Source organism: Pseudomonas azerbaijanorientalis, from assembly GCF_019139795.1.
Lineage (GTDB): Bacteria > Pseudomonadota > Gammaproteobacteria > Pseudomonadales > Pseudomonadaceae > Aquipseudomonas > Aquipseudomonas laurylsulfatiphila.
Genome location: NZ_CP077078.1, coordinates 5,059,564 through 5,076,664 on the forward strand (window position 1 = coordinate 5,059,564; position 17,101 = coordinate 5,076,664).

At 60.8% G+C, this 17,101-nt stretch carries 19 protein-coding genes and 1 pseudogene; 5 read left to right on the forward strand and 15 right to left on the reverse strand.

Annotated elements, in window-relative coordinates; all coding sequences use genetic code 11:
* Positions 1 to 22: 22 nt before the first annotated feature.
* Positions 23 to 460: a multidrug/biocide efflux PACE transporter gene (locus KSS91_RS22595; protein WP_015096535.1), complete on the reverse strand. Its 438-nt coding sequence runs from the start codon at positions 458 to 460 to the stop codon at positions 23 to 25.
* A 90-nt stretch (positions 461 to 550) separates the two neighbouring features.
* Here KSS91_RS22595 and KSS91_RS22600 point away from each other — a divergent pair, with 90 nt between their 5' ends.
* Positions 551 to 1,405, forward strand: a complete 855-nt coding sequence (locus tag KSS91_RS22600; RefSeq protein ID WP_015096536.1) for a LysR family transcriptional regulator — start codon at positions 551 to 553, stop codon at positions 1,403 to 1,405.
* 98 nt (positions 1,406 to 1,503) lie between these two features.
* Here KSS91_RS22600 and KSS91_RS22605 read toward each other — a convergent pair whose 3' ends face one another.
* From KSS91_RS22605 to KSS91_RS22615, 3 genes are all read right to left on the reverse strand, one after another.
* Entirely contained in the window at positions 1,504 to 2,739 is a 1,236-nt protein-coding gene (locus tag KSS91_RS22605) for an RNA polymerase sigma factor (protein WP_217836176.1), read from the reverse strand.
* A gap of 1 nt (position 2,740) precedes the next feature.
* Positions 2,741 to 3,085 (reverse strand): YciI family protein, encoded by a 345-nt coding sequence (locus KSS91_RS22610; RefSeq protein ID WP_217836177.1) that lies wholly within the window; start codon positions 3,083 to 3,085, stop codon positions 2,741 to 2,743.
* Positions 3,086 to 3,151: 66 nt separating this feature from the next.
* The gene (locus KSS91_RS22615; protein ID WP_217836178.1) at positions 3,152 to 3,577 is read right to left on the reverse strand and encodes a YybH family protein; all 426 of its coding nucleotides are present in this window, start codon (positions 3,575 to 3,577) and stop codon (positions 3,152 to 3,154) included.
* 140 nt (positions 3,578 to 3,717) lie between these two features.
* Here KSS91_RS22615 and KSS91_RS22620 point away from each other — a divergent pair, with 140 nt between their 5' ends.
* Positions 3,718 to 4,203 carry a GNAT family N-acetyltransferase gene (locus KSS91_RS22620; RefSeq protein WP_217836179.1) on the forward strand — a complete coding sequence of 162 codons (486 nt, stop codon included), beginning with the start codon at positions 3,718 to 3,720 and terminating at the stop codon, positions 4,201 to 4,203.
* A gap of 123 nt (positions 4,204 to 4,326) precedes the next feature.
* On the opposite strand, the gene KSS91_RS22625 is transcribed toward KSS91_RS22620, so the two are convergent.
* The 3 genes from KSS91_RS22625 to KSS91_RS22635 all read right to left on the reverse strand — a co-directional run bounded on the left by KSS91_RS22625 (position 4,327) and on the right by KSS91_RS22635 (position 6,129).
* Positions 4,327 to 4,815 (reverse strand): GNAT family N-acetyltransferase, encoded by a 489-nt coding sequence (locus KSS91_RS22625; RefSeq protein ID WP_217836180.1) that lies wholly within the window; start codon positions 4,813 to 4,815, stop codon positions 4,327 to 4,329.
* Between the two features lie 98 nt (positions 4,816 to 4,913).
* The gene (locus tag KSS91_RS22630; RefSeq protein ID WP_217836181.1) at positions 4,914 to 5,399 is read right to left on the reverse strand and encodes a GyrI-like domain-containing protein; all 486 of its coding nucleotides are present in this window, start codon (positions 5,397 to 5,399) and stop codon (positions 4,914 to 4,916) included.
* A 67-nt stretch (positions 5,400 to 5,466) separates the two neighbouring features.
* Positions 5,467 to 6,129 (reverse strand): LysE family translocator, encoded by a 663-nt coding sequence (locus KSS91_RS22635; RefSeq protein WP_102700528.1) that lies wholly within the window; start codon positions 6,127 to 6,129, stop codon positions 5,467 to 5,469.
* A gap of 137 nt (positions 6,130 to 6,266) precedes the next feature.
* Here KSS91_RS22635 and alaC point away from each other — a divergent pair, with 137 nt between their 5' ends.
* Positions 6,267 to 7,484 carry an alanine transaminase gene (gene alaC / locus KSS91_RS22640; RefSeq protein ID WP_007974487.1) on the forward strand — a complete coding sequence of 406 codons (1,218 nt, stop codon included), beginning with the start codon at positions 6,267 to 6,269 and terminating at the stop codon, positions 7,482 to 7,484.
* 176 nt (positions 7,485 to 7,660) lie between these two features.
* On the opposite strand, the gene KSS91_RS22645 is transcribed toward alaC, so the two are convergent.
* Positions 7,661 to 9,013: a GntP family permease gene (locus KSS91_RS22645; RefSeq protein WP_015096544.1), complete on the reverse strand. Its 1,353-nt coding sequence runs from the start codon at positions 9,011 to 9,013 to the stop codon at positions 7,661 to 7,663.
* 81 nt (positions 9,014 to 9,094) lie between these two features.
* Complete coding sequence (locus KSS91_RS22650; RefSeq protein ID WP_015096545.1) at positions 9,095 to 9,628, reverse strand: gluconokinase; 534 nt, start codon at positions 9,626 to 9,628, stop codon at positions 9,095 to 9,097.
* Between the two features lie 215 nt (positions 9,629 to 9,843).
* Between KSS91_RS22650 and gntR the strand changes: the two genes are divergently transcribed.
* On the forward strand, positions 9,844 to 10,875 hold the full coding sequence (gntR, locus tag KSS91_RS22655) for an HTH-type transcriptional regulator GntR (RefSeq protein WP_015096546.1): 1,032 nt from the start codon (positions 9,844 to 9,846) through the stop codon (positions 10,873 to 10,875).
* Positions 10,876 to 11,068: 193 nt separating this feature from the next.
* Here the strand turns inward: gntR and KSS91_RS22660 are convergent, their stop codons facing one another.
* Positions 11,069 to 11,317 carry a DUF6124 family protein gene (locus tag KSS91_RS22660; RefSeq protein ID WP_217836182.1) on the reverse strand — a complete coding sequence of 83 codons (249 nt, stop codon included), beginning with the start codon at positions 11,315 to 11,317 and terminating at the stop codon, positions 11,069 to 11,071.
* A 399-nt stretch (positions 11,318 to 11,716) separates the two neighbouring features.
* Between KSS91_RS22660 and KSS91_RS22665 the strand changes: the two genes are divergently transcribed.
* Positions 11,717 to 12,355, forward strand: coding sequence for a glutathione S-transferase family protein (locus tag KSS91_RS22665; protein ID WP_217836183.1), 639 nt, complete (start codon positions 11,717 to 11,719; stop codon positions 12,353 to 12,355).
* A gap of 212 nt (positions 12,356 to 12,567) precedes the next feature.
* Here KSS91_RS22665 and KSS91_RS28855 read toward each other — a convergent pair whose 3' ends face one another.
* The 5 genes and pseudogenes from KSS91_RS28855 to KSS91_RS22685 all read right to left on the reverse strand — a co-directional run bounded on the left by KSS91_RS28855 (position 12,568) and on the right by KSS91_RS22685 (position 17,078).
* A complete protein-coding gene (locus KSS91_RS28855) occupies positions 12,568 to 13,107 on the reverse strand; it encodes a methyl-accepting chemotaxis protein (protein WP_225923774.1) in 540 nt (179 codons plus the stop codon).
* Positions 13,108 to 13,113: 6 nt separating this feature from the next.
* A pseudogene (locus KSS91_RS28860) lies at positions 13,114 to 13,887 on the reverse strand (PAS domain-containing protein); the annotation flags it as partial.
* Positions 13,888 to 14,488: 601 nt separating this feature from the next.
* Positions 14,489 to 15,502 carry an ABC transporter substrate-binding protein gene (locus KSS91_RS22675; protein WP_007974473.1) on the reverse strand — a complete coding sequence of 338 codons (1,014 nt, stop codon included), beginning with the start codon at positions 15,500 to 15,502 and terminating at the stop codon, positions 14,489 to 14,491.
* A complete protein-coding gene (locus tag KSS91_RS22680) occupies positions 15,499 to 16,047 on the reverse strand; it encodes a sigma-70 family RNA polymerase sigma factor (protein ID WP_217836185.1) in 549 nt (182 codons plus the stop codon). Before KSS91_RS22680 ends, KSS91_RS22675 begins: the two co-directional genes overlap by 4 nt.
* Positions 16,048 to 16,286: 239 nt before the next feature.
* A complete protein-coding gene (locus tag KSS91_RS22685) occupies positions 16,287 to 17,078 on the reverse strand; it encodes a phosphate/phosphite/phosphonate ABC transporter substrate-binding protein (protein WP_217836186.1) in 792 nt (263 codons plus the stop codon).
* Between the last annotated feature and the right edge of the window lie 23 nt (positions 17,079 to 17,101).

A 17,101-nucleotide genomic window follows, 5' to 3' on the forward strand; every position in this document is an offset into this window, starting at 1 on the left:
GCAGGCTGCGATCTTTTTTTCGTTACTGCGCGCAAGACTGGCGCACGACCACCCGCTCCCGAACCACGTCATACACCCAGTGGTACACGTAGGTGTACGGCAGGAAGAACAGCAACACACCGATATCCAGCAGGAACGCCTGCCACAGGCTGACATTCAGCCACCAGGCAATCAGCGGCACGCCAAGCGCGACCAGACCGCCTTCGAACAACAGCGCATGCACCACGCGGACCCAGGCGTTGTGGGCGATGGCGAGGCGCTTGAGCACCCGGTCGAACATCCCGTTGAAGACCACGTTCCAGGCCAGGGCCAGGGCGGCGATGAGGACGGTGACCATGCCCATTTCCAGCATCGGCTTCTTCATGATCCAGGCCAGCAGCGGGGTACAGATCAGGATGGCCAGCAGTTCGAAGCCGATGGCCTGGAAAATACGTTCAGTAATGGATTTGTTGGCGCTCATGGCCGAATTCCCTTGAGTGACTGTGGTTGCCATGATCTGTCATCACACCGATACTTCATAACCAATAACCATCGATCAAGGCGATAGTTCATGGCCTCTCACGAAGTGTTGCTGGCGTTTGTCGAAGCCGCGACCCAAGGCTCGTTTTCCGCCGCGGCGCGCAAGCTGGGCCGCAGTCAGTCGACCATCAGCGCGGCGGTGGCCAGCCTGGAAATCGACCTCAACCTGACGCTGTTCGACCGCAGCAGCCGCAAGCCCGGGCTGACCCCGGCCGGACGCGTCATGCTGCAACGGGCCGAAGACATCCTGGCCGCCAGCAGTCGCCTGGAGATGAGCGCCCGCCAACTGTCCCAAGGGGTGGAAGCGAAGCTGACGGTGGCGCTGTCCGATACCTATCAGTCGGACCGTTTCGAGGCGTCACTCAGTGCCTTTGAACAGCGTTACCCGGACCTTGAACTCGAATGCCTGATCGCCGAATGCGATGACCTGGTGTCGCTGGTGCAAAGCGGCCGGGCGCAGATTGCCTTCGCCGAAATGCAAGACAGTTACCCGCCGGACCTGGTCAGTTCGACCGTGGACGAGCGCACGGAAATCGCCCTGTTCGTGTCCCCTACCCACCCGCTGGCAAGGCTGGACTACGTCGATCAGGACGTACTGCAGCAACACCGCGAACTGCGCCTGGCGACCATCGTCAATCCCTATGAAAGTCGGGCGAAGGGCCGCGTCTGGTCGGCACCGAGTTATCTGATGCTGCTGGAAATGGCCCAGGGCGGATTCGGCTGGGCGCCGTTGCCCCGTTGGCTGGTGGAGCGCTTCGGGCCCGGCACCCTGCAGGAACTGGTGGTGCGCGGCTGGCCGAAAACGGTGTCGGTGGATGCGTTGTGGTCGCGGCTCAATCCGCCGGGGCCGGCGGGGAGCTGGTTGCTGGGCAAGATGCTGGAATAGCGGTGTGGCCTTCGCGAGCAGGCTCGCTCCCACAGGGATTAACAACGCAGCCCCCTGTGGGAGCGAGCCTGCTCGCGAAGAGGCCAGCCAACATCACATCAATCCAGCGCCTTGAGCCTGTCTTCAATAAACCGCCGCTCCGGCTCCTGCCGGGTCAACTCCAGTGCCCGTTCCCACGCCACCCGCGCCTCTGGCTTGCGACCCAATTGCCGACAAAACTCCGCCCGCGCCGAATGCGCCAGGTGGTAATCCAGCAGTTCGCCCCGCGCCAGAATGGCGTCGACCAGCGTCAGCCCCGCCTGTGGTCCATCGCGTTGGGAAATCGCCGCCGCACGATTCAACTCGATCACCGGCGACGGCACCGCTCGCAGCAGCACGTCATACAGGCCGACAATCTGCGGCCAATCGGTTTCCCCCGCCGTCGAGGCTTCGGCATGCACTGCCGCGATGGCCGCTTGCAGGCAATAGGGCCCGAATCGCCCCGTGCCCAGCGCGTGCTCGATCAGCGCGCAGCCTTCAGCGATCAACCCGGCGTCCCACAGCGAACGGTCCTGCTCGTCGAGCACAATCAACTCGCCGCTCGCCGAAGTCCTGGCCGGGCGCCGCGACTCGTGCAGCAGCATCAACGCCAGCAAGCCCATCACTTCCGGTTCCGGCAACAACTCCACCAGCAACCGGCCGAGACGGATCGCCTCGCGGGTCAATTCTTCGCGGACCAGTTCGGCGCCGATGGACGCCGAGTACCCCTCGTTGAACACCAGGTAGATCACCCGCAATACGCTGTCCAGGCGCTCGGGCAACTCCGCCAGCGTCGGCACTTGATAAGGGATTTTCGCGTCGCGGATTTTCGCCTTGGCGCGCACGATGCGCTGGGCGATGGTGGCCGGGGCCGAGAGAAAGGCCCGGGCGATTTCTTCCGTGGTCAGGTCGCAGACTTCCCGCAGCGTCAGTGGAACTTGCGCGTCCGCCGCCAGGGCCGGGTGGCAGCAAGTGAAGATCAGCCGCAGGCGATCGTCTTCCACGTCTTCATCACTCCAGTCTGCCTGTTCCAGCTCCTCCAGCTGCGCGATCAGCAAGGGCTGCGACGCGGTAAAACGGGCACGCCGGCGCAAGGCATCGATGGCCTTGAAGCGCCCGGCGGACACCAGCCAGGCCCGCGGATTGTCCGGCACGCCGTCACGCTGCCAGCGTTCGACCGCGATGAAAAACGCCTCGTGCAAGGCTTCTTCGGCGAGGTCGAAATCACCGAGCAAACGAATCAAAGTCGCAAGAATGCGCCGCGACTCTTCGCGATAGACCCGCTCCACCTGCGCCTGAACCGGCAGCCCTGGCATCTTAAGGATTCAGCTGCCGAACGGGGCGCACTTCGACACTGCCGACCCGGGCCGCCGGAATGTTCCCGGCGACCTGGATGGCTTCGTTGAGGTCCTTGGCATCGATCAGATAAAAACCGGCCAGCTGCTCCTTGGTTTCAGCGAATGGACCATCGGTGATCGACATCTTGTCGTTGCGCATGCGCACGGTGGTGGCGGTCTGCACCGACTCCAGCGCCTCGGCGGCGACCATCCGGCCACTGCCCTGGATCGACTCGGCATAGGCCATGCACTCTTCGTCCTTCGGGCTTTCCGGCAGCGAATGCAGCAGGTGCTCATCGCTGTAGACCAGGCATAAGTACTTCATCACGCTCTCCTTATCGAACGATCAACTATGGTCGCTGACTGGCATTCTGGCTCGGCTTCCCGACGATCAGGGCTTGAGGTCGAACAGCGTCGCGCCACTGGTCATGTCGAACGGCGCCGACCAATGTTCGTGGACGATCTGCCACAGCCCCGCCTCCTGTCGATAGCACTGCGAGACACGCATCCAGCAGGCCTGGGTTTCGCCCTTCTCGTTGGTGCCACCGCAATGGGCCAGCCAGTGAGCGAACGCAATCTCCTGGGACGGCTCGATGGTGATTTCGTCGAATTCGAAGATGTGCGGGCCGGGGCACATTTCCATGCAGGCCTGCCAATGCGCGCGATACGCCGGCTTGCCCTTGAATTGCAGGGCCTTGACCGCGTCGAAGGAGACGATGTCATCGGCATACAGGGCCATGACTTTTTCAATGTCCTTGGCCATGACCGCCTGACGATAGTTCTCGATGAGGTTCTGGATCTGGGTTTGCGAGTTCATGGTGGTTCTCCGTGGTTTTATTGGAAGACACCCTTAGTCGTCTGGCGATCCGGCGAATCGACAGAAGAAATAAAAATAATCCAAACGGCCAGAATCGCTAGAATCCGAGGTTCTATTCATGTTGGAAAAAGGACACTCCCGTGACAGCCCGACTCGTGCCTTACGAAAGCCTGAATGCGCTGCAGCGCCAGCAGATCGAGGCCATTGAAGTTCATCCGGAGCAGATAAAGTTCTCCGGTGATATCCACGGTGCATTGCACACCTTGTTGTCCAGGCCCGGTCCGGGGGTCAAAGGATTTGCCCTGCTGGCCGAAGACATTCCCGTGGCCTTCCTGCTGCTCAAGCGTCCGCCGGTGTTGCCGGCCTGGGCCAATGAACACAGCGCCACCCTGCATGCCCTGCAAGTCGATCAACGCGCCCAGGGCAAAGGCTACGGCAAGGCCTGCCTGCAGGCACTGCCCGAGGCGGCGCGCCTGGCCTGGCCGGAAATCCGGGGGCTGGAGCTGTCGGTGGATGCCGATAACGAAGCTGCCATCGCCCTGTATGCAAGGTTTGGCTTTGTCGACAGTGGCGAGGCGTACAAGGGCAGGATCGGCTATGAGCGGCGGATGGGCCTGACCTTTTGAGGTAACCCCATTCAAATGTGGGAGCGGGCTTGCTCGCGAAGGCGGAGTGTCAGCCAACGATGATGTCGACTGACACACCGCCTTCGCGAGCAAGCCCGCTCCCACAGGGGACCTCAGTGTGGCTTACAGTTTGAGCACCATCTCATGCCACGCCATGCCGCCATGGTCCGACGCCGATGGCTTGACGTAGGCAAAGCCGAACCCTGCATACAACGGAATGTGCCGCTCCTTGCACATCAGGTTGATGCTGACCTTGCCCATCGCCCGCATACGCTCGATGAATTCGCCCATCAAAAGCTTGGCCAGGCCCTGGCCCTGATAATCCGGGTGCACCACCACCGACATGATCACCACATGCGGGCCAGCCGGATCGTGGCCGATCAGCTCCTTGAACGCCTCGTCCGACATTTCCACCTGAAACGCCGCACCGGAGTTGATGAAACCGGCGACGACGCCGTCCACTTCAGCAACGATAAACCCCTCGGGCCAGGTGGCGATGCGGGTGGCGATTTTCTCGCGAGTCGCGGCTTCGTCACCTTCATAGGCAAGGGTTTCGATGGCAAAGCAGCGGTCCAGATCGGCGGGGGTGACGTTGCGGATGACGGTGTTCATGGCGGCTCGGGATCAGCATGGGAAAGGCTGGGGATGATAAATCAGCCGCCGTGTGACATCGAGAGACGAATCGGCTGTTCCGCCTCCCGACACACCTCTCACGCTTTGATCGGTATCCAGATCTCCAGCTTGCCGGTATTGAGCTTCGGGTTGAAGTCTTCGCTGTAGCGCTCCAGCTCCGGCGTATCCAACACCTCATGCCCCGACTGCGGCTGCCAGGTGCCGAAGATGTACTGAAACAGTTGCGGCAAGGTGTCCAGCGGCCCCTTGTGCTCGAACACCGCGTACAGCTGCGGCTGAACTTCCACCCAGCGGTAGGTTTCCGGCAAGTCGTCGAGCTTGCTGATCTCGACCCCGGCGATGTAATCGAAGCCGCCCTTGCCGTCGAAATTGCAGCAGACGCCGAAGGTGACTTCGCCTTTCTGGCCCGGAATTTGGCCCAGATGCGGGATGAATGTCTCCCAGAGTGCTGGAATGCCCTGGGTGGTTTGCTGGGTGAATGTTCCGCCCAGCCCTGCAATCAGCAGGAAGTGCCCGTGTTCGAAGCGCGGTTGCGTCAGTTCGACGCGTGCTAACTCATCCATGACTCGACTCCTGACGCATAAAAATGGGTTCGGCTGGGAGTATAGAAGCCAAACCCGATTCGCCCAGCTACAGGGCGTGCAACGGCTCGACCGCACCGGCGCCAACGAACTCGTTGTAACCCGATAGGATCACGTAGACCGCGAAATAGCAGAAGATCGCCGCCGATGCCATGTAGGAATAACGCAGCAACTTGTCGCCGAGCAACTTGCCGCCGTGGCTCGCGGCAAAGCACAGCCCGACACACCAGAGAATCCCCGCGCAGAGAAAACCGCCGAGAAACAGCGCGGAGCTGAGGGCGCCACCGCCGCCGGAACGGGCGATCAGCGTGCCACCCACCGCAGCGAACCAGAGAATCGCGCTAGGCGACGACATGGCCAGGAAGATCCCGCGAAAGAACTCCTTGCGATGGGAGTTGTGCCCCACCTCGGCCGATTGCGCCAGCACCGCTTCGTGGTGAATCGCCGAATAGATCATCTTCGCCGCGAAATACACCAGCAGCGCCGAGCCACCGATCCACAACACCCAGCGCACGGTTTCGTACTGCAGCAACACGGTCATGCCGGCCAGCGCCAGTACCGCGTAGATCAGATCGCCCACGCAGGTCCCCAGGCCCAGGGCAAAGCCCTGGAAATAGCCGCGCTGCATGGCCAGGGTGATCATCGCGATGTTGGCCACGCCGATATCCAGGCACAGCGAAAGGCTCAGCAAGAAGCCGCTGGTAAATTCCATCGAACCCTATCCTTCGGAAAAATTTGTTTACTTTGAGGCTGGACAGTCTGCCACAGCTGCCCTTACATTCCGCCACAGGTCACCGCTGACCTGCGTCGCTCGGACGGTTCCGGGCGCTTACGTTATCCGAGGCAACAATGGCCGAACAAGGTTCGCCGCGCCGCTTTGCGCGCATCGATCGACTCCCCCCTTACGTTTTCAACATCACCGCCGAGCTGAAGATGGCCGCCCGTCGTCGTGGCGAAGACATCATCGACTTGAGCATGGGCAACCCCGACGGCGCCACGCCGCCGCACATCGTCGAAAAACTCGTCACGGTGGCCCAGCGCGAAGACACCCACGGCTACTCCACCTCCAAGGGCATTCCGCGCCTGCGCCGGGCGATTTCCAACTGGTACAAGGACCGCTACGAGGTCGACATCGACCCGGAAAGCGAAGCCATTGTCACCATCGGCTCCAAGGAAGGCCTGGCACACCTGATGCTGGCCACCCTGGATCAGGGCGACACCGTGCTGGTGCCCAACCCGAGCTACCCGATTCACATCTACGGTGCCGTGATTGCCGGCGCCCAGGTACGGTCGGTGCCGCTGGTGCCGGGCGTGGATTTCTTCGCGGAGCTGGAGCGGGCCATTCGCGGCTCGATCCCGAAACCGAAGATGATGATCCTCGGTTTCCCGTCCAACCCGACCGCCCAGTGCGTGGAGCTGGACTTCTTCGAGCGCGTCATCGCCCTCGCCAAGCAGTACGACGTGCTGGTGGTGCACGACCTGGCCTACGCCGACATCGTCTACGACGGCTGGAAAGCTCCGTCGATCATGCAGGTGCCGGGGGCCAAGGACATTGCGGTGGAGTTCTTCACCCTGTCCAAGAGCTACAACATGGCCGGCTGGCGCATTGGCTTCATGGTCGGCAACCCGGAACTGGTCAACGCCCTGGCGCGGATCAAGAGCTACCACGACTACGGCACCTTCACCCCGCTGCAAGTGGCGGCGATTGCTGCCCTGGAAGGCGATCAGCAATGCGTGCGCGACATCGCCGAGCAGTATCGGCAGCGCCGCAACGTACTGGTCAAGGGCTTGCATGAACTGGGCTGGATGGTGGAAAACCCGAAAGCCTCGATGTACGTCTGGGCCAAAATCCCTGAGGCTTACGCCCATCTGGGTTCGCTGGAGTTCGCCAAGAAACTGCTGGCCGAGGCCAAGGTGTGTGTCTCGCCGGGCGTCGGGTTTGGCGAGTACGGCGATGATCACGTGCGCTTTGCCCTGATCGAAAACCAGGACCGGATTCGCCAGGCCGTACGCGGGATTCGCGGGATGTTTCGGGCGGATGGGCTAGTCACCAAATCCAACACCTGACCCATATCTCCTGTGGGAGCGAGCTTGCTCGCGATGGCGTCTTATCGGTCAATAATAATGGCGACTGATACACCGCTATCGCGAGCAAGCTCGCTCCCACAGGGTCTTGTATAGGTCCTTGAAATCGAGCACCCACAAAAACCGCATCGCAGCGGTTTTTGTGTCTGTCGAATCGCTTAGACGAACAGCGACAACAACAGGATAAAGCCCAGGCCCACCACCGACAGGATGGTTTCCATCGCTGTCCAGGTCTTGAAGGTTTCAGCCACGGTCATGTTGAAGTACTGCTTCACCAGCCAGAAACCGGCGTCGTTGACGTGGGACAGGATCAGGGAACCGGCACCGGTGGCCAGCACCAGCAGCTCACGGTTCACGCCCGGAATCATCCCCACCACCGGCACCACGATGCCCGCGCCAGTAATGGTCGCCACAGTCGCCGAACCGGTGGCGATACGAATCACCGCCGCCACCAGCCAGGCCAGCAGGATCGGCGAGATCTGTGCGTTCACCGCCATATGGCCGATCACGTCACCCACACCGCTGGTCACCAGCATCTGCTTGAAGCCACCGCCGGCACCGATGATCAGGATGATCGCGGCGGTCGGCGCGAGGCTGGCATCGAGCCATTTCATCATTTGGCTGGAACCGATGCCCTGCTTGTAGCCGAAGGTATACAGCGACAGCAGCAAGGCCAGCAGCAGCGCCGAAATCGGGTGGCCGATCAGGTCCATGAAGGCGCGGAAGATGTTGCCATCGGGCAGCACCACGTCGGCAAAGGTCTTGAGCAGCATCAGGAACACCGGCAGCAGCACGGTCACCAGCGTGATGCCAAAGCTCGGCAGATCGGCAGAATCCGATTCGCGGGCCAGTTGATCCACCAGCTCCTGATTAGGATGACCAGGGATGTGCTTGGCAATGAACGTACCAAAGATCGGGCCGGCGATGATGGCGGTTGGCAGCGCAACGATCAGGCCGTACAGAATAGTCTTGCCGATGTCGGCACCGAACACACCGATGGCCAGCAGCGGCCCCGGGTGCGGCGGCACCAGGCCGTGTACCGCGGACAGACCCGCCAGCAACGGGATACCGATCTTGATGATCGACACGCCAGTGCGGCGAGCAACGATGAACACCAGCGGGATCAGCAGCACGAAGCCGATTTCGAAGAACAGCGGAATACCGACCAGGAACGCCGCGAACATCATCGCCCACTGCACCTTGTCCTTGCCGAAGGCGCGGATCAACGTCTGCGCGATCTGATCCGCACCGCCCGACTCGGCCATCATCTTGCCGAGCATCGTGCCCAGCGCGAGGATGATGCCGACAAAGCCAAGCACGCCACCGAAGCCGTCCTGGAACGCCTTGATGATGGTGCCGATCGGCATGCCGGAGGTCAGCCCGAGGAAGGCTGCGGCGATGATCAGGGCAAGGAAGGGGTGCAATTTGAACTTGGTGATCAGGACGATAAGCCCGATCACCGTGACCACTGCATCGAGCAGCAGGAACGTCTCGTGGGACATGCCAAACATTAGGGGTGTCTCCTGGTTGTTGTTGTTATTAAAGCGGGTTAGTCAGAAGCCGCGAGGACAGCGCTGTCTTTGCAAGCACAGTCAAACCGCCTGTTTCAGGCCGTTCGCCTGCCACCAGGCATGAGCCTGCGCAGCCAGTTGCTCGACGCTATGGGTCGAAGCATCCAGCGCCAGGGTCAACGGCTCGCCGACGGGCGATTCGAGGGTGGCGAACTGGCTGTCGATCAGGGTCGACGGCATGAAGTGGCCCGGTCGATGGGACACACGGTCGGCGGCCACCTCGGGGGTCAACTCAAGGAACACGAAGCCCAGGCCCGGCAAGGCGCTGCGCAGACGTTCGCGATAGATGTGTTTGAGCGCCGAACAGGTCAGCACCGGGCGCTCGCCCTTGGCGTCGACACGGCGCAGTTCATCGCACAGGCTGTCGAGCCAGCCGGCGCGGTCTTCATCGTTCAGGGGGATCCCCGCGCTCATCTTTTCGATATTGGCGGCAGGATGGAAAGAGTCGCCTTCAATGGCCGTAGCGCCGCTCAGTTGGCACAGGGCCTCGCTGACGCACGTCTTGCCGCAACCGGCAACGCCCATGATGACCAGGGCGGTGATGGGATGGTTCATGTAACACCTCAGCGCGCAGACAGCGCTACCTTTGCCAGTTATGACACTAGATCAAAAGCAGAAGTTGCCGACGCCTTTCTTGTCATTTTATGGGTTGCAGCAGGTTAGGTCCCAACACCAAAAAGCGAGGATCAGGCGAACCCTCGCTCACGCATTTGCAGCTGCATCGAGACAGCGCTACCTTAGTGCCTTGAATTTTGTTTGGCAAGCCGTCGATGAACACAACCAAGAACGATAAAAATACCCGCACCACTGGCCGCCCTACCCTGAACGAAGTTGCCCGACTGGCCGGCGTCAGCCCGATCACCGCCTCCCGCGCCCTGCGTGGCGTCAGCACCGTGGCCACCGAACTGGTGGAAAAGGTGCAGAAAGCGGCACTGGAACTCAACTATGTCGTCAACCCTGCCGCCCGCGCCCTGGCCTCGGCCCAGAGCCATTCAGTCGTGGTGTTGGTGCCGTCGCTGTCCAACCTGCTGTTCATCGACACCCTGGAAGCCATTCATCAGGTTTTGCGCCCCAAGGGCTTCGAAGTGCTGATCGGCAACTTCCACTACTCACGTGATGAAGAAGAAAACCTGCTGCGCAACTACATGGCCTATCAGCCACGCGGCTTGCTGCTGACCGGGTTCGACCGCACCGAAAGCTCGCGGCGGATGATCGAAGCCAGCAACATCCCCTGTGTGTACATGATGGAGCTGGACAGCGCCGCCGGGCTCAATTGCGTGGGTTTCTCGCAACTGGCGGCCGGCGAAACGGCGGCCGAACACTTGCTGTCTCGCGGCCGCAAGCGCCTGGCCTACATCGGCGCGCAACTGGACCAGCGCACCTTGCTACGCGGCGAAGGTTTCCGCAAAGCCCTGCAAAAGGCCGGTTTGTACGACCCGGCGCTGGAAGTGCTGACGCCCCGCCCGTCCTCGGTCGGCCTGGGCGGCGAATTGTTCTTGCAGATGATCGCCAGCCACCCGGATGTCGATGCGATCTTCTTCGGCAACGACGACCTGGCCCAGGGCGCGCTGCTCGAAGCGATGCGACACGGGATCAAGATCCCCGAGCAAGTGGCGATCCTCGGCTTCAACGACCTGCCCATGTCCGAACACATGGTCCCGCGCCTGAGCAGCATCAACACCCCCCGCGAGGCCATCGGCCGCCGCGCGGCTGAGCAGATGCTGACACTGATGGCCGGCAACACCGTGGCCAGGCCGGTGCAGGACATGGGGTTTGAGTTGAAGGTGCGCGAGAGTACTTAAGCCCCTGCATCAATGTGGTCAGGCAAGGGACATTGTGGCGAGGGGGCTCGCCCCCGTTCGGCTGCGGAGCAGTCGTAATCCAGTTCACTTGGTTTAACTGTATGACCGCAGTGTCTGTTTTTGGGGTCGCTTCGCAACCCAACGGGGGCAAGCCCCCTCGCCACAGAAAAGCCCCCTCACCTTCGCTCAGTGTTCAATCCTGCGGATCGAGGTTATCCAGCACGCGATTCACCGCCAGTTCCGCCAGCATGATGATCTGTGCGATCGCCAGTGTCGTGTTGCGCTGGCTGCCTTCCAGAAACGTAGCAAAGTCATTGGTCATCACACTCGCCGAGGCCAGTGATTCGCAGGCGTGCGCCAACAGCGTTTCGTTATTGATGCCGGGTGAGATGGAAAACATCGGGCTGGGATTGCGTGGGGGGTTGGGCGTGGGTTTGAACATGGCAATACTCCTAGAGTGATGGAGCTGCCACGATTCGCTGCTAGACGAAAATAAGGTGGCAGCCGTGCGCGGGCTAGCAGACCAGGACTCTAGAACCCGGTAGACCCGAAGGTCTTCCCACGCACAGCCGCCATAACGTGAACTGGCGGGCAGATCACGATGGGTGGACGTCATGCGTCTAAAGTATCCAGGCTGCTAGACCCGATCGCTGAATTTGCAGCGACACGGAACGATAGAGTCCGGATACCAGGCGCACAAGTCGGCGGATTCTGGCGTAGTTGTAGGCAAGGGTGCAAGAAAGCGTAACCTGCACAACTCATCTGAAGCCGCTCTCCTACAGCGCCTTCCTACATACCACCACCTACAATTGCCTGTACGTCATTCTCGCTGGAGCAGAACATGGAACATGTACTGAAGATTCTCGGCAAAGCGTCGTCCATCAACGTCAGAAAAGTCCTGTGGACCTGCGAGGAACTGGGCATCACCTACGAACGCGAGGACTGGGGCAGCGGTTTTGCTTCTACCCACAGCCCCGAGTTCCTCCGGTTCAATCCCAACGCGCAGGTGCCGGTGATCATCGATGAAGCCGGGGTGTTATGGGAGTCCAATACCATCTGTCGCTACCTGGTGGGCAAACACCATCACCATCATGCCGAGCTGCTGCCTGCCGAACCGGCCGCCCGCGCTCGTGTGGAGCAGTGGATGGATTGGCAAGCCACCGAGCTCAATCCATCCTGGAGATACCCGTTCATGGCATTGGTGCGCAAGGACCCGGAGTTCCAGGACCCGCATAGCCTCGAGGTCGGCATTCGTGGCTGGAACCAGAAGATGGCCATCCTCGAACATCAACTCGCGACCACCAAGGCCTATGTCGCCGGGCTACGGTTTACCCTGGCCGACATCGTCATCGGCCTCTCCGTCAATCGCTGGCTGATGACCCCGATCGAGCGCCCGGACTACCCCGCCGTCGATGAGTATTTCAAACGCCTGGCGCAACATCCCGGCTTCCTGAAGCATTGCTGCAACGGCTTGCCTTGAATGGCCGCAGGTTGCCGATGTTACGCGTGAGACTTGGATAAACGCGGCGCGCTTGAGTCCATCGCCAGCAGGCTGGCTCCTACAATTGCGGTCCCCTGTAGGAGCGAGCTTGCTCGCGATGGTCGTCAACGATAACGCGTGTGACCTGGATAAACGCGGCGCACTGGAGTCCATCGCCAGCAAGCTGGCTCCTACAGTTGTAGTTACCGCGACTAGTTCAGTTGCAACGTCGAGTTGAACTGACTGATCGCATCCACCACATGCCGTGAGCCCTGCTGGATTTCCAGGATCACCTCCCCCGCCTCGTGCGCCAGTTCCACGCCCAAGCCGGTTCGGCTCAGGCTCGATTGCATGCTCGACACGGCGCTGAGCGACAAGTCGTGGTTCTTGCGCACCACCTCGACGATCTCCAGCGTCGCCTGGCTGGTACGCGCCGCGAGGCTGCGCACTTCATCGGCCACTACCGCAAACCCGCGCCCGTGCTCACCCGCCCGCGCCGCTTCAATGGCCGCGTTGAGTGCCAGCAGGTTGGTCTGATCGGCAATGCCGCGGATGGTCTGCACGATGGTGCCGATGATGTCCGACTGTTTGCTCACGGCATCGATACTCAGTGCCGCTTCGTTCAGGTCGCGGGAAATGTCCTGGATGATCTGCACCGTCTGCTGCACCACTTCGGAGCCCTTGCGCGCACAGACGTCATTTTGCACCGAGGTGCTGTGGGCCGATTCGGCGGCGGTTTGCAGGGTGGTCATCTGGGCAGTGATGTCGCTGGCAAACTTGACCACTTTGTACAAACGCCCCTTGGCGTCGAACAAAGGGTTGTAGGACGCTTCGAGGAATACCGTCTGACCTTGCTTGTTCCTGCGCTCGAAACGATGGGAGTGATATTCGCCGCGGTTGAGCGAAGCCCAGAAATTGCGGTACCCCTGGGACTCGGCTTCGGCACGGTGGCAGAACAGGCTGTGATGCTGCCCCACCACTTCGTTGAGCGAGTACTGCATGGTTTTCAGGAAGTTGTCGTTGGCGCTGATGACCTTGCCTTCAGGCGTGAATTCGATCACGGCCATGGAGCGGCCGATCGCGGCGAGTCGGCTTTCGTTTTCGTGCTCCTTGTTGACCCGGGCGGTGATGTCGGTAGCGACCTTGATCACACTCTTGACCTGCCGGTCGGGGCCCAGCACCGGCATGTAGCTGGCTTCGAGCCAGATTTCACGGCCGCTTTTGTGCAAGCGCAAAAATGTCCCGCTCAGCGGCTCGCCCCGCGCCAGGTCGCGCCACAGTCTGGTGTAGTCGTCGCTGCGGTAGTACTGCTCTTCACAAAAGATCCGGTGATGCTTGCCACGCACGTCTTCGGCGCTGTAACCCATGGCACTGCAAAAGTTTTCGTTGGCATCGATGATGATGCCGTCCGGGGTGAATTCAATCATCGCCATCGAACGACTGACCGCCGCCAGCTTGGCGTTGGCCTCGGTCAGCGCACAGCTGAAACGTTCGATTTCCAGCAGGTCAGCCTTGTGATGTAGGTTGAACATTGTTGTATCACCTTGCGCGCAATTTTTTGATTAATGAAAGTTGCAGGTCTTTCACATCCACCACTACGTTCCGTGGAACAGGCACACGCATCCCTCCAAAAAGAAGGACTAGTCAGGTGATAAACGATGATCAATCGGAGGGTCCTTATAGCGACACGCTCATCAAGACATCCTTCTCTTGATAGCCCGCATGCGGGCCAGCCCTAACAGATTCGAATCAAATTCCATTTAGCGCACGGCTCCCTGTGTTCAAGTGTCGGTGCCTTTGATTGCGCACTCTGGTGGCCAGTCGGCCGCCTCATCACGGTCGGCATAACCAGTTACAGCTGATCATAGACAGCAACCTTGGGCTTGCAAGGCCACTAGTCGGCCAGCATTGAGGACAAAAACGGTTCAGCGGCTTGTTGGGGGGATCAGCGACCGGCGGTGAAAGCGGCACTGACCACTCAATTGGCGTAAGACTTGAGACCATTCGCGAGCAAGCCCGCTCCCACATTGGATCTGTTGTGTCCACAAATCCTGTGGTCAACAAAGACCCCCTGTGGGAGCGGGCTTGCTCGCGAAGACGGCGGTTCAAGCACAGCAGAAACTTCAGGCAGTACTACAAGCTCGCACTCACCTTGCTAGCCACCTCCCCCGGCACCCAGCCCTTCCACACCTGCGGCTGCTCACGCAAGAACGCTTCGGCGACTTCGCGGGGTTTCTGCCGCTTTTCACTCATCTGGCCCAGGGTCTGGTTCAACAGATCAATCGGCAGGTCGACTTTTTCGAAGAACGTCACCAGGTCCGGGTATTGCGCCTTGAACGGTGCCGACACGCCGATGGCCAGGCTCGCCGGCATCGAGCGCGTGCCTTTGGGGTTCGGGTTGTTGGCGTCGGCCAGGGTTTTCCAGGCTTCGGCGTCGAACGGCGGTTCGTCGAGCTTCACCAGTTTGAATCGCCCCAACAGCGGTGTCGGCGACCAGTAGTAGAACAGCACCGGTTTGCCACGGCGGATCGACGACGCCACTTCTGCGTCCAGCGCTGCGCCGGAACCGGTGCGGAAGTTGACATAGCTGGCGGTCAGGTCATAAGCCTTGAGTTTCTGGCTGTTGACGATTTCCGAGGTCCAGCCGGTGGGGCTGTTGAGGAAGCGTCCACGACTCGGGTCTTCGGGGTCGCGGAATACATCCTTGTACTTCGCCAGATCGGCAACGGACTTCAGCTCCGGGGCCAAGGGCTTGATGCCGCGCTCGGGATCGCCCTTGATCACGTACTCCGGCACCCACCAACCCTCGGTGGCGCCTTTGACCGTATCGCCGAGGCCGAAGACCTTGCCCTCGGCGGCGGCCTTGACCCAGGCCGGGCTGCGTCCTGCCCACTCTTCACCGATGACCTGGATATCGTTTTTGGCCAGCGCCGCTTCCAGGCTGACGGTGCTGCCCGGCAGCGTGTCGGTCGGGTAGCCGTAACCTTTCTCAACGATCAGGCGCAGGATTTCGGTGATGAGGCTGCCGCTTTCCCAAGTGATGTCGCCAAAATGGATAGGCGCCGCTTTTTCCGTGGCCGATGCCGGGTGGGACAACAGGCTCAGGGCCAGCAACGAACTGCCGAGCAGGGTTTTGATCGATCTCATGCGGACCTCTTGTTCTGGAGTGGGCGGTTCAGGGATTGGTTGGCGCTGTGCCGGTCGCACAGGGCCTGGGAACGGGTCATGTAGTCGCTGACCGAACGCAGCGAGATGCCCAGCGCAGCGGCAATTTGCGGATAGGTCAGGCCGTCGATCCGCGACAGCAGGAAGGTCGAGCGCACTTTGCCGGGTAGCCGCTGAAGACTGCGCTCCACACGGGTCAGGGTCTGGGACCGTTGAGCCAGTTCCTCCGGCGATTCGGCGTGGATCGGCTCGGCCTGTTGCAGTTGCTGAAGGTACTGGCGCTCCAGGTCACCTCGACGCCAACGCTGATAGAGCAGGCGCCGGGCGATGGTGGTGAGCAAGGCACGGGGTTCACGGATGGCCGTCAGGCCAGGCGCCTGGAGCAGCTGCAGGAAGGTTTCGCAGGCAATGTCTTCGACAGCGGCGGCATCGTTCAGGGACTGACGCAGGCGTGTGCAGAGCCAGTGGTAGTGGGCACGGAACAGTCCGTCAACGTGTTTGCGGTGAAGAATATCGGCGCCGGACATAGGGGCTCCTGGGTTAGGGGTCGCTGAATGTCCGGTGGTCCGGTGAGGCGAATCCTAGCAAGGAGCCTTATTCATTAATAATATTTAAAACTTATTTTTATATTCATTTATGGAATTAAAAATCTCTTGCGCCTGACCGTCCGTCATCGCGGGCAAGCCCGCTCCCACAGGTACACCGAAACCCTGTGGGAGCGTGGCTTGCCCGCGAAAAATGGACCTGTCGACCCAAGATTTGCGCCCTATCGCAAATCTCCATACCCCAGCATCCCGGCCTCACGCTGATAATCGAGCACAACCTGATAGTCGCTTTCGCTAGCCGGCACCACCTGCGGCAACCCGAGGATTTCGGCGACGTCAGGCAATTCGCACAACGCCTGATTCATCGCCTGCAATAGCCCTTCCGCCTGCTGATCGCTGACGGTGGCTGCCGTGATGTAGGGCAACGTCGGACTCAATGCACTGCGATCAATCACGCGCAAACCAGTCACTTCCTCCTTGGCGTATCGGGCCAGACAGGCAAATGTCACGCTGTCGATGGCCGCCAGATCGGCAAGGTCCTCGCGTAACCAGCGCAGGCTTTCGCGATGACTGCCGCTGATGCCGACCTCAGCAAAAAAACGCCCGTCACGCTGCAACGGCGCCAACCGGTGGCGCAGTAGATTCATGCCGCTGTTGGAGTCATGGCCATTGATCACGCCTCGACTGCCGCGAAAATCCGCCAGGGTCTGTCGCGGATCATCGACCCGTCCCAGGATCAGGCTGCAGTGATTGCCGCCGCTGCTGTCCGGCAGTTCATAACGAGGGCGCCCCAACACCCGGACCTTGCCGCGCAAGGCTGTCATCAGCGGATAGCCGCAGGTTTGGGTGAGCAGCAACTGCGGCGACAACCACATCTCCATCAGTGACAGGCCTTCGGCATCGCCGCAGGTTTCACCCAGGTGCTCGAGGATTCGCGCCAGCCAGCGTTCGTTGGCCTGGTGGATGGGTTCGGGGGCGGTGTACATCAGCAGTTCGGCGATGTGTTGGGTCATCGAGGTGTTCCAGAGCAACGTGA

Bases quoted from the DNA above. Each gene is read 5' to 3' on its own strand.
- KSS91_RS22645 (WP_015096544.1), bottom strand. From the start codon at position 9,013: ATGTTTGGCATGTCCCACGAGACGTTCCTGCTGCTCGATGCAGTGGTC.
- KSS91_RS22610 (WP_217836177.1), bottom strand. From the start codon at position 3,085: ATGAAGTACTTATGCCTGGTCTACAGCGATGAGCACCTGCTGCATTCG.
- KSS91_RS22675 (WP_007974473.1), bottom strand. From the start codon at position 15,502: ATGAGATCGATCAAAACCCTGCTCGGCAGTTCGTTGCTGGCCCTGAGC.
- KSS91_RS22650 (WP_015096545.1), bottom strand. From the start codon at position 9,628: ATGAACCATCCCATCACCGCCCTGGTCATCATGGGCGTTGCCGGTTGC.
- KSS91_RS22615 (WP_217836178.1), bottom strand. From the start codon at position 3,577: ATGAACTCGCAAACCCAGATCCAGAACCTCATCGAGAACTATCGTCAG.
- KSS91_RS22630 (WP_217836181.1), bottom strand. From the start codon at position 5,399: ATGGATGAGTTAGCACGCGTCGAACTGACGCAACCGCGCTTCGAACAC.
- KSS91_RS22625 (WP_217836180.1), bottom strand. From the start codon at position 4,815: ATGAACACCGTCATCCGCAACGTCACCCCCGCCGATCTGGACCGCTGC.
- KSS91_RS22600 (WP_015096536.1), top strand. From the start codon at position 551: ATGGCCTCTCACGAAGTGTTGCTGGCGTTTGTCGAAGCCGCGACCCAA.
- KSS91_RS28855 (WP_225923774.1), bottom strand. From the start codon at position 13,107: ATGACCACCCTGCAAACCGCCGCCGAATCGGCCCACAGCACCTCGGTG.
- gntR (WP_015096546.1), top strand. From the start codon at position 9,844: ATGAACACAACCAAGAACGATAAAAATACCCGCACCACTGGCCGCCCT.
- KSS91_RS22665 (WP_217836183.1), top strand. From the start codon at position 11,717: ATGGAACATGTACTGAAGATTCTCGGCAAAGCGTCGTCCATCAACGTC.
- KSS91_RS22605 (WP_217836176.1), bottom strand. From the start codon at position 2,739: ATGCCAGGGCTGCCGGTTCAGGCGCAGGTGGAGCGGGTCTATCGCGAA.
- KSS91_RS22685 (WP_217836186.1), bottom strand. From the start codon at position 17,078: ATGACCCAACACATCGCCGAACTGCTGATGTACACCGCCCCCGAACCC.
- KSS91_RS22595 (WP_015096535.1), bottom strand. From the start codon at position 460: ATGAGCGCCAACAAATCCATTACTGAACGTATTTTCCAGGCCATCGGC.
- KSS91_RS22680 (WP_217836185.1), bottom strand. From the start codon at position 16,047: ATGTCCGGCGCCGATATTCTTCACCGCAAACACGTTGACGGACTGTTC.
- alaC (WP_007974487.1), top strand. From the start codon at position 6,267: ATGGCCGAACAAGGTTCGCCGCGCCGCTTTGCGCGCATCGATCGACTC.
- KSS91_RS22635 (WP_102700528.1), bottom strand. From the start codon at position 6,129: ATGGAATTTACCAGCGGCTTCTTGCTGAGCCTTTCGCTGTGCCTGGAT.
- KSS91_RS22660 (WP_217836182.1), bottom strand. From the start codon at position 11,317: ATGTTCAAACCCACGCCCAACCCCCCACGCAATCCCAGCCCGATGTTT.